The 9924-nt window shown below is 49.9% G+C and carries 8 protein-coding genes; 6 read left to right on the top strand and 2 right to left on the bottom strand.

Annotation, left to right across the window (positions count from 1 at the left end; genetic code table 11):
• Positions 1–175 precede the first annotated feature (175 nt).
• The 5 genes from QKE30_RS10350 to QKE30_RS10370 all read left to right on the top strand — a co-directional run bounded on the left by QKE30_RS10350 (position 176) and on the right by QKE30_RS10370 (position 5001).
• Positions 176–1216 carry an AAA family ATPase gene (locus QKE30_RS10350; RefSeq protein ID WP_347934737.1) on the top strand — a complete coding sequence of 347 codons (1041 nt, stop codon included), beginning with the start codon at positions 176–178 and terminating at the stop codon, positions 1214–1216.
• A gap of 298 nt (positions 1217–1514) precedes the next feature.
• Positions 1515–1886, top strand: a complete 372-nt coding sequence (locus QKE30_RS10355; RefSeq protein WP_347934738.1) for a hypothetical protein — start codon at positions 1515–1517, stop codon at positions 1884–1886.
• A gap of 192 nt (positions 1887–2078) precedes the next feature.
• The gene (locus tag QKE30_RS10360; RefSeq protein WP_347934739.1) at positions 2079–3020 is read left to right on the top strand and encodes a restriction endonuclease; all 942 of its coding nucleotides are present in this window, start codon (positions 2079–2081) and stop codon (positions 3018–3020) included.
• A 629-nt stretch (positions 3021–3649) separates the two neighbouring features.
• The gene (locus tag QKE30_RS10365; protein ID WP_347934740.1) at positions 3650–4339 is read left to right on the top strand and encodes a hypothetical protein; all 690 of its coding nucleotides are present in this window, start codon (positions 3650–3652) and stop codon (positions 4337–4339) included.
• A gap of 461 nt (positions 4340–4800) precedes the next feature.
• Positions 4801–5001: a hypothetical protein gene (locus tag QKE30_RS10370; protein ID WP_347934741.1), complete on the top strand. Its 201-nt coding sequence runs from the start codon at positions 4801–4803 to the stop codon at positions 4999–5001.
• Positions 5002–5029: 28 nt separating this feature from the next.
• Here QKE30_RS10370 and QKE30_RS10375 read toward each other — a convergent pair whose 3' ends face one another.
• On the bottom strand, positions 5030–5269 hold the full coding sequence (locus QKE30_RS10375) for a hypothetical protein (protein WP_347934742.1): 240 nt from the start codon (positions 5267–5269) through the stop codon (positions 5030–5032).
• A 165-nt stretch (positions 5270–5434) separates the two neighbouring features.
• Here QKE30_RS10375 and QKE30_RS10380 point away from each other — a divergent pair, with 165 nt between their 5' ends.
• Positions 5435–6100 carry a 3'-5' exonuclease gene (locus tag QKE30_RS10380; protein WP_347934743.1) on the top strand — a complete coding sequence of 222 codons (666 nt, stop codon included), beginning with the start codon at positions 5435–5437 and terminating at the stop codon, positions 6098–6100.
• Positions 6101–6156: 56 nt separating this feature from the next.
• On the opposite strand, the gene QKE30_RS10385 is transcribed toward QKE30_RS10380, so the two are convergent.
• Complete coding sequence (locus QKE30_RS10385) at positions 6157–9009, bottom strand: DNA methyltransferase (RefSeq protein WP_347934744.1); 2853 nt, start codon at positions 9007–9009, stop codon at positions 6157–6159.
• Positions 9010–9924 lie beyond the last annotated feature (915 nt).

The raw sequence follows: 9924 nt of genomic DNA on the forward strand, positions 1-9924 counted from the left end.
CCGACACGGTGAAAAGACCAAAATAAGGCTCCCCCGAGGGCTACGCAATGAACTCAGCTAACGGGTCCAAAACGAGAAAACCTAAAGGACAAATAACTAAATGCAAAACCGCACACAGACCGTACATAGCAGCTACTATTGACTTGACCCCACCTCCACAACACTAAGGAAAGCCATGACCTGTAACATTATTGCACTTTTCAACAACAAAGGCGGCGTAAGCAAGACCACCACTTGCTTCAACCTTGCCTGGAAACTTGCCGACGAAGGCAAGAGAGTAATCATGGTGGACGCAGACCCTCAGTGCAATCTAACAGGGCTTACTCTAGATTCTCAAGGCGACGAGGTACTCGCCTCCACATACCAAAACTTCGAATCAGTCAACCTCTATACAAGCCTCCTACCTGCAATGAAAAGCACAGGAACAAAGATTGAGGCTCCGGACCTTCCTGCCGTATCAGGCAACGAGAACTTATGGCTCCTGCCCGGAAACGTCCGACTCGCAGAGGTGGAAACCCAGCTAGCAACCGCTATGAGTGTGGGCGGAATGCTACCTGCAATGCAAAATGTTCCCGGGTCATTCAAAAAGCTCTATGAGCTTTTAGCAGACAAGTATCACGCGGATTACATTCTAATCGACATGAGCCCAAGCCTGGGCGCACTCAACCAGATCAATCTTCTAAACGCGGATTACTTTATAGTTCCAGTAATTCCCGATATCTTTTCTGTAATGGCTATAGAAAGCCTTTCTACCGCAATTCCAAAATGGCGTGACTGGGCTCGCAAGGTTAACCAACTAGGAATGTTCAACGACCCTGACCTCCTATACAAGTTTGAGGCAACAGAACCTAAATTTTTGGGAACAGTAGTACAGCGCTATCGCCTTAGAAAAGGAATGCCAGCACGTTCGTTCGAACAATATTTCAAACACTTAGATGAAGCCGTTGACGAAATCTTTATTCCGGCAATGAAATCAAATAATCTTATTCCGAAGAAAAGCCTGAATAAACCTTCTTCTTCGCTTCGCCTAGCCGAAATTCCGGATTTTAACTCCCTGATCGCATGCTCGCAAGCAGCACGAAAGCCGGTCTACGTCCTGTCCGATAATGACCTGAACGTCACTGGCGTAGCGCTCGAAACACAGAAAGAAAAGGTCAAGGAATTTAATAAAATTTTCTCTGATTTTTCGGCCCGTGTGATCGAACTAACATCTTAACTCTCTAACAATGTTCTACGATCCCAGACGAAACCTTTCCGAACATCTATCTACTTTCGAGAGTGGGATAGAAAGAAGTAAATCTCTAGCTCACCTAGCTAGTTCTTCGACCGTCGGGGGCCAAAGTATCGCTACCGATATTGCTAATTCTTCGGTCGTTATGGCAGTCGGTAGTCTCGATCTCCTTTGTAAAAAGATTTTACGAGAATCTACCCTATCCTATTTATACGGCCTCCTCGAACCACCCAATAAGATCAGGCTTGATATTCCACTGACTGTCTCGCGCTTAATAGTTGACGTGGCCAAAACTTCGTCACGTGACCTAGGGGTAGGATCAGACCACACGCTTGCAGCAGCAGAATTAGATAAATCGTTACGTCGAGATAACTTTCAAGGAATGGAAGCAATAGCAAGACTGTTTAGAGATCTAGGTTTCAAGAAACCTAGTAGTTTCATGCCTGACGATATTTTCACACCCTTTAAGGAATCCGTAACCGAACTTACAAATCAAAGACACGAGATTGTACATACGACAGCGGTACAATTCAATACTTATGAATTTGCTGGAGTTGACGGAATATTTGAATCTATAGTTACTGACGAGAAAATTAGATCCCTAACTAGAGGCGCTAAATATTTAATAGGCCACGTCGAAAGCTATTTAATTTAAGAAGGTTAGCTACTACCCATCCGTTTTCTTAAAGCACTGGTTCTTCTTCTGTAAGTGCCTGTTTAGTAGTCTGATGTAAGCACTATGGCCGGACTCGGCCTTATAGTGATGTGGACGTGAAGGTTATGCAGCGTTAGGCATTGCTTAACCTTCAGCCTTTTTACCCGCATCTACTCTGCAAAAATGGAAATAGTGAAAGACACGGAATCTAGCAAATCGTTCACAGAACGAGGCATGCCTACCAGCCAACAACTTGTTGTTCCAATTCTGGTGGCAGTAGCAGGTTTGGGTGGTTCCGCCCGAGTGCAAGAGATTGTTGACGAAGTTCTCGAGCTCCTCCCGAACTCCGAAGCTCTTCTAGCGATGAAATATCAAGAGGATGCAAGCCCCCCAGTGTTAATTCACCGGATAGCGTGGGGCCGATCAACCGCAAAGCGAATCGGAGCCTTGGAACAACCAGACCAGGGGGTGTATCTACTCACCGAAACTGGGGAGAATATTCTCAAACTTCCTGAAGATGAGCGATTCTCCATGGTCCACGATCTTGACCGTGAGGCATCCCGAGTTTTACGGGAGCAGAAGAAGCTCAAGCGCGAAAACGCAGCTTCCCAGGAAGCAGAGGACCTTTCTGACGGGGAAATCCTAACGGAATCCAGCGCGGAAGCTCAGGAACGTGATTGGAAGAGCCAGTTGCTAGAGCGCCTGCACCAGCTTCCACCCGAAGGTTTCGAAAAATTTGTTATCTATTTACTTCGCCGACAAGGCCTACAACTTCAGCACACCGGCAGCTCCGGAGACGAAGGTGTGGATGCGATCGGTACGGCACCTTTGAGTCCGGTTCTATCATCCCGAGTGGCCATGCAGATCAAGCGCTATGCGCCTGAGGGCAAACCTATTGGACGTGAAACCGTAGCACTCTTTCAGCGTGACGCGCAGACAAAGGGCGCTGAGCGAGCAATTATTGTGACGCTAAGCCGGTTTACAGAACCGGCCCGCAAAGCTGCCACGTCCACAGTTCCGACAGTGGATTTGATTAGTGGTGACCGCCTGGCTGAGCTCATCCGTGCTGATGGCGAATCCGGGGTGAAGCTGCGCCCGACAGTGGATCCGCGCTGGTTCGATAAATTCGACTGATCGTAAACGATACAAGCAATACTAACTCAGTTTACTTTTGCACGTTTAGATATCTTCAAGTCCAATGACATTCAACCATTATCCCCTGAAATTCCCTGCACAGAGACAACATCCGAAAAATTCCTCACCAAATCATACTATGAGGCTCACATAGCTAAGTTTTCTAGGGTTTGAGCACTCCAGGAAGACTAAAAAGTTAAACAATCAAATTCTGGACAGAATGAATTACCTAAATAATCAACATAAGGGGCATACCCACGCCATTACACCATGTGGCTCAGGCCTCTTAGTATGAGTTCGTTGACATCATGATCTCTAATGTAATTCCATCGTTGAGATACATTCAATCGGTATTACCCCAAACAAGCAAAAGCACCGCCAGAGTCAGCTTCCCCTATCCCAACGGGCACCCAACTACGACAATAGCCTTCCACATACACTTCACCCAGCTTCTATCATCTTTTACATCAGATTTTTACCGTAGCGCCTCAAGCCGGCCCCCCCACCCCACCCCACAAAGGACCACTAACAGAATATGTAACCATGACTACATGGATAGACTCGTAATAGATATGAAATAACAACTCTTGAACAGCTCCATAAACGCAAGCAAAAGGATAAAAACCACCTTGACAAAACGTTTCAATAAGATAAATCGAAAGCAAACCTCTTACAGGAAGAAGAATCATCCTCACGTACCAATATTGGTGAGGGTGATTTCTTACTTGTTCGTTCTCTGCACCCTAGTTCTATCCATTCAGAAATTCCATAGACAAGACCAAAAAGAAAACGTCACCCCAAAGAGGGATTCCGATGTAGTAAAATACAACACAGAAAGCGCGACACTGGGAAGCAACGCGCGTTTATACTCCTGGATTAATGTAATTATCTCAGGAATGGGTGCATCAACTTCATTATTGTATTTTTTCGATTCATTCGCCTCAGAAACTACCCCTTCAGAAAAGTCAGAATTCATAGCAATAGGGACTCTTTACTTACTAGGGGGAGTAATATTTTCGTCTAGATTTTTATGGATTTACTTAGCTTTCAGCGAAAACTATACAGTGACCAACGATTCAGATGATTACTCACTGGAGAGGACAACTTTCTTCGCATGGTTTTGCCTTGTAGTTACATCTTTCCTGCGATCCTTTTTCGACATAACGCTCAATGACCTAGGTCTAGGTAATATAGGCGGCTGGATTGTTGCACTGGCGCTATGGACACCCATTGTTCAAATTATTGGGTCAGGCTGGGGAAGACTGAAAGCAACAGACTCTGAAGGTAGACAAATTATTTGGCCAAATTTTCGTATATAGACGGTTGACAAATAGAGCCTCGTAGAGCGAACAGGCGATCACGCCCCCTAGCGCTACTTAACGTCCCACTATGACAGTAAGAGATCTAACTTCTCAGCATGATTTAATGCCACTCGATTGAAAATACCTCGCTTCGACCAACTCGTAGTTAAAGCTGGCTACCGGTTGTTTGGCATACGTACACTACAATAACTCTCAGATATATTTCGCGGCTCGTACCCTGGCTCCCAATAGTGATTTCCTCCCTGCCGAAACTAGCGAGCGCCTCACCACCGTCACTACTACCTACTGCGTAGAAACTGGGCAAGAACCAGTACCCCATCTTCCGCAAACTTTCTCAACCGCGAAGAACTCGACGCTATCGACACCCGCCTTCACGTTCGCGCACACCAATGGATAGACACTATCCAAGCCGAGACCACACCCCATACGGCCCGGAGGAACACAACAGTCTCGACACTGTGCTTTCACGCTTTCCTCACCAACAGGAAGGCCTTGCACCTGAGGCACAGGAAAGCCTCGATTTCCTCGCCAGCCTCGGGCCAGACGAGGTGGCTCCTACCGGCTACCAGACCGTGGATAACGCACACGACAACCAGATTGAGAACAAGGCATCAGAGCTAGAGGAAGAGCACGAAGACGGTCAGGACGCCGAACTCTAACCACGCCCACGAAAGACAGGTTTAGTCCTTAGTTAGTGCTTTCCCAGAAATCATCCAAGATAGCTTTCTTCTCCAACTCGTCGAGATACTCTATAGCTTCCGTCTCACTCATGCCGTGGCTCATTAACTCATCAATCATGTACTGGGTAGCAGCATTTAACTGCTGCTGGGACATATCCAGCAAGCTAGGCCCCTGCCGCTGGCCACTCTCAGCGGTTGTAGTGGCGGGGGTCGGGGTGGTGTTTGGGTAGTCCTGCGAAGTGCTCATAGCACTAAGGCAACCACCCCCACGCCTACTGCGAAAGGGCAACCACGCTCACCCTGTGGACAAGCCGCACGGCGCTAGTGTGGTTATCCACAGAAATCCATGCTGGCTGCAGGGTTCGATAGCGTTTAAGCCTCCATGTCGGTATGGGCCTCTACTCTTGGAGCCATGGGCTTTCTAGAAAACCTTTTTAACCGCTACACCCCGCGCACACCGGGCAAGCCGGTCTTTGCCTTCATCGACACCGAAACCACCGGCTTTAACAAGCGCTATGACCGCATCATTGAACTTGCTGCTGTGCGCGCAGACAGCCATTTCAACCCCGTTGACTCCTGGCACACACTGCTTAATCCTGACGGCAAGGCCATTAGAAACTCCCACATTCACGGCATTACCAACGACATGGTGGCTACTGCTCCCACGTTTAGTGATGTGTATGGGGACTTCACTAGCTACATCGACGGTATGCAGCTATTTGCCCACAACGCACCGTTTGACTCAAAAATGATCATTGCTGAGGTAGACCGCATGACCGGCGTCGACAATGATGAGGACGAGTTCTTCCCGTTCATTGACACCATTGACCTTGCCAAGCAAATGCTCGACCGTGGCCCCTACAACCTACCGACACTCCTTGACCGTCTGGGACTGGACAATCCAGACGCGCACGCAGCAGTAGCCGATGCGACCGCCACCGCGAATATGCTCCACACCCTGTTCGGGTTCAAACGCGGCGAAATTGGCTGCACGATTTTGCGCCAAGGTCAAGCCTTCCGCGCCACCAACACCTGGCGTAAAAGCCACGCCGCCCCACTACTGCCCCGTAATATTTAGGCCTACTACCAGCACAACCACTGACATAGCCGAGACGGATACGCGGCCATATGCTTTTAGGGCTGCTGCGTGGTGAGCTTTTCGTAGTTGGCAAACAACAGCTCCTGGCGCTGTCGAACAGTTGTGAGTTTGCGCGGTGCACCGAACGCTTTGTCTATTTCTCGGTCGAGTGCGTCGTGGGCCTTGATTAGTTCGGGCGTCATTGCAAGCGGATTGTAGTGCTTGGCGAGGGAGCGTTCTGGGTGCAGCGCGCGAGCGTCGAGCACCTTTTTGCCCGCTTTAATAATTCGCAGCCGCGTCGAATGGCCTAAGACTGGAAGAGGAAAGTTGTTCCACGTAATGGTGCTGGAAAAGCTAACGTCTGACTTTAATCGGCCTCCAACAGTCTTCATCCATGTAATGAACATGGAGGAAGAAGCTACCGCAAAAATAAACCCTTCGGGATCAAGCGCTCCATAGACTTTGTTGGAGATGATCGTCTTCGGTTCAAGCATGTCTACTGGCAAGTAGCGTCGGTTTTCTGAACTTACTTCCGGGATAGCTACGAAGGGGAGGTCGGAAGTAAAACCGATTTGGCGGAAAAGGTGGTGGTGTGGGAATTCACGGGTAGTTTTCGCTTTTGATTTCGCGCGTGATGTTTCAACGGCCTTTACTCGCCGTTTGAGCTCTGGGGACTTTTCGTAATCATCAGGATCGATGTCGGCTAGCCACAAGCACCATCGCTGCTTGTTGTTAATCAATTCAGTAGAGCCAATGTAGCGCCGCAGGTACTTCGACAAGATAGGGTCGTTCTTGACCTCTTCATATTGTTCGGCAGAAACAATGAAGTTTCCTCCATCAGTTGCCTTAGATCCATACTCTACCTCGGGTAGAGCTGGAGAGAGGGGAGATGAGGTCTTTCCAACAAGGACATTAGGGCCATCGACTAAGTAGGCATTGATACCTTCGTGAACTGCAATAACAACAGGGTCATCTTTAATGCTGGGATAATCCCATAAGCGGGGTGTGGGGCTTGTTTCTTTGTCGAACCCGATGATTACACAGTGAACTGCTGCTTTACCGGGTGCCTCAGAGTCCCAAGCAAACGTGCGGTGAGCAAAGCGGATACGCCACCCTGCCTTGAAAATAGGGCTGAACAGGCGTGCAGGCTGATCTCCCTGGGTAATCGAATTCGTAGTGACAAAAGCAAAGGCTCCTGGGCGGTTAGCAAAAAAGCTGAGCGCTTTAGCATGCCACCCTGTTACAAAATCGAGTCGAGAAACCTGTATGCCACCCCACGCGGCTTTGAGATCCTCTAGTTGTTCCGGTGTTCGTGTGTGGTCCCCAAGGAAGGGAGGATTGCCGAAGAGGTAGGCTTTAGCGGCGGAAGCCGGGAGTATATCCGCCCAATCAAGCTGCAGGGCGTTGCCGTGGACAATGTGGGCGGTGATCTTAATCGGCAACCGTTCAGGAGGCCTGCCGACAGCATTCGCCAACTCTTTATTTGCCTGGTGGTCAACTAGAAACATGGCGGTCTCGGCAATCTTGGCAGGCCACCAGTTCAACTCGAAGCCGTAGAACTGGCCGATGGATAGCTTCTGCTCCCACTCAATATTTAACGACATGCCGGTCTCACCGCGACGCTGACGAATTGCGACAATCACGTCTGTTTCGATCCGACGCAATTCCCGGTAGGCGAGCAGGAGGAAGTTTCCGGAGCCGCAGGCCGGGTCACAGAAGACCAGTTCGGAGAGTGAGTCGCGGAAGCGCTCTAATGCGGCTACCGACGTCGACGGAGAAGACACCAGCTTGTCTGCCTCCGCTCGAAGCTCGTCTAGAAAAAGCGGACCGATGGTCTTCATAATGTTGGCCTTGGAGGTGTAGTGTTCGCCGTCGCTGCGGCGTGCTTCCTTCGATTTCACCAACTGGAACAGCGAACCAAAGACGGAGACGTCAATGGTTGACCAATCGAAGTCGCAGGCAGCAAGCAGGGCTTCGCGCATCTGGTAGTCGAAGTATTCTGAGGCCAATGGTTCAACAAATAAGGCACCGTTGACATACGGGAACTTCGCCAACGTTGACGGCAAACGCTTAGGCCGCTTTTCCGGGGCGGTATTGAGCACACTAAATAGCTCATTGAGCTGCGGGCCGAGAGACTCTGGGGTGGTTTCATTGCGCACAAAGTCGGCAAATAGGTGCGGGGTATCCCAAAGTCCTGCGTCGTCGCCGAAGAGCAGGAAAAGGATACGGGTGAGGTAGATAGAGGTGCGCATGACGCGCTCGTCTTCTTCCTCCGGGGTGGTGGGCGCGTCATCGCCGACTGCCTCGTCCACGTCGTCGCCGTTCATAGCGCGGAAAAGTTCCACCATTAACCGGGAGGCTACCAGGGACGCCTTTTCTTCTTCCCGGTAGACGGTGGTTTCATAGTCAGCGAGAAAAGCAAGCTGCTCGACGTGCTCGTCAATCTCGGCTAAGGGGAAAGTGATGTCCCAGTCTGCGCTATCGCCTACATAGGTGCGGTTAAGGCGGGTTACCCGCAAGGTCTCGAAGTTGGAACAGATGACGTAGGCCGGCATGTGCGAGTTAGCAATAGTACCGCCTAGCAGATAATCCAATGCTTGGGCGTGGGCGTCGTCGAGCGGGACGCCGAGGGACTTGGCTTCGCCTATGACTTTGCCCGGCATGAACATGTCGATCTTGCCGGTGCGTCCGGTTGAGGCGCGTTTAGCGCTGCGCTGATACAAGTACAAATCGCGGGCGTTGACGCCGAAGCAGTCGAGCAGGTCGCCCCAGAACTGTTGGTCGTGACTTGACTCAGTCGCAGGCCGGTTTTCCGCCTCCCATTGCTTAATGTGGGCAAGCCACCGGAGTTTGAACTCGGTGAGGTTGTGGCGAATGGTAGCGCGGTCAAAAACAGTCGTAAGGGCCATAACCATCAAGCATATAAGCTCACACGCTGCCCGCCTGGCCGTACGGGCGCGTTAAGCCACTTTCCAGCTTGAGAAGGCTGTATATCACCTACGGTATACACATTCTTATTCTTAGAAAATGCAGCAAACAGGCTGTTTGCCCTTCCGATAGGATGGGCGCCAACCCCAAAAGAATAAGAGGAATGTATACGACCATTACCCGCGCCGCGCTCGCAGTTGTTTTTTAGCCTTAATCATCCAGACCACCCGCCGCGAACGGTCACAAGACCGCACGTTCTTCGCTGCGCTTGGGGCAGCATAAGCGCAGCAATGATCCTTGTCCCCTCTTTCCTTTTTGTCCATGCAGGACTCTCACGGGAACTGGCCGCACTGCTCATTCCCTTCGGTCCACTAGCCCTGTGGATTTGCATTTTCGGAGTCCGGCTCAGTGCAAGAAGTAGGTAAAACCACGTGCTGGCGAACATATGCTTTAGCGTATGGCGTAACATACGCTTTTGTATATGGCTCGCCATACGCCTGGACCGACGGGTGCGAATTTTTACCCATACGCCTGTACAGATCATCCAATCCGTACCGGCCGCTCATTGCAATACTCCATGCTGCCTTCAATATTCCCCTTTAAAGGGCCGGATTGTTCGATTACTTTTCTCGGCTAGTAAAGAACGGATATAGCCAATAGATTACGGCAGCAGAAGCTAAAGAAACGATGCAAGTGATAGTAATACCTTGCCTCGAGTCAATCCCATCAAACATAATCCCAGCAATCGCCAATACAAACATAAAGGTCATCAGGGAGGTGAAATAACGCGTCATAATAGTCCTTTCAGTTATGTTGTATTCTTATCCACTCATTACCCGTTACCTTGTGAGTGTCCCTGATAATGGGGATAGTCGCTGGTCCCGGTATGGCTTACT

Source organism: Corynebacterium sp. c24Ua_83, assembly GCF_039907245.1.
Lineage (GTDB): Bacteria > Actinomycetota > Actinomycetes > Mycobacteriales > Mycobacteriaceae > Corynebacterium.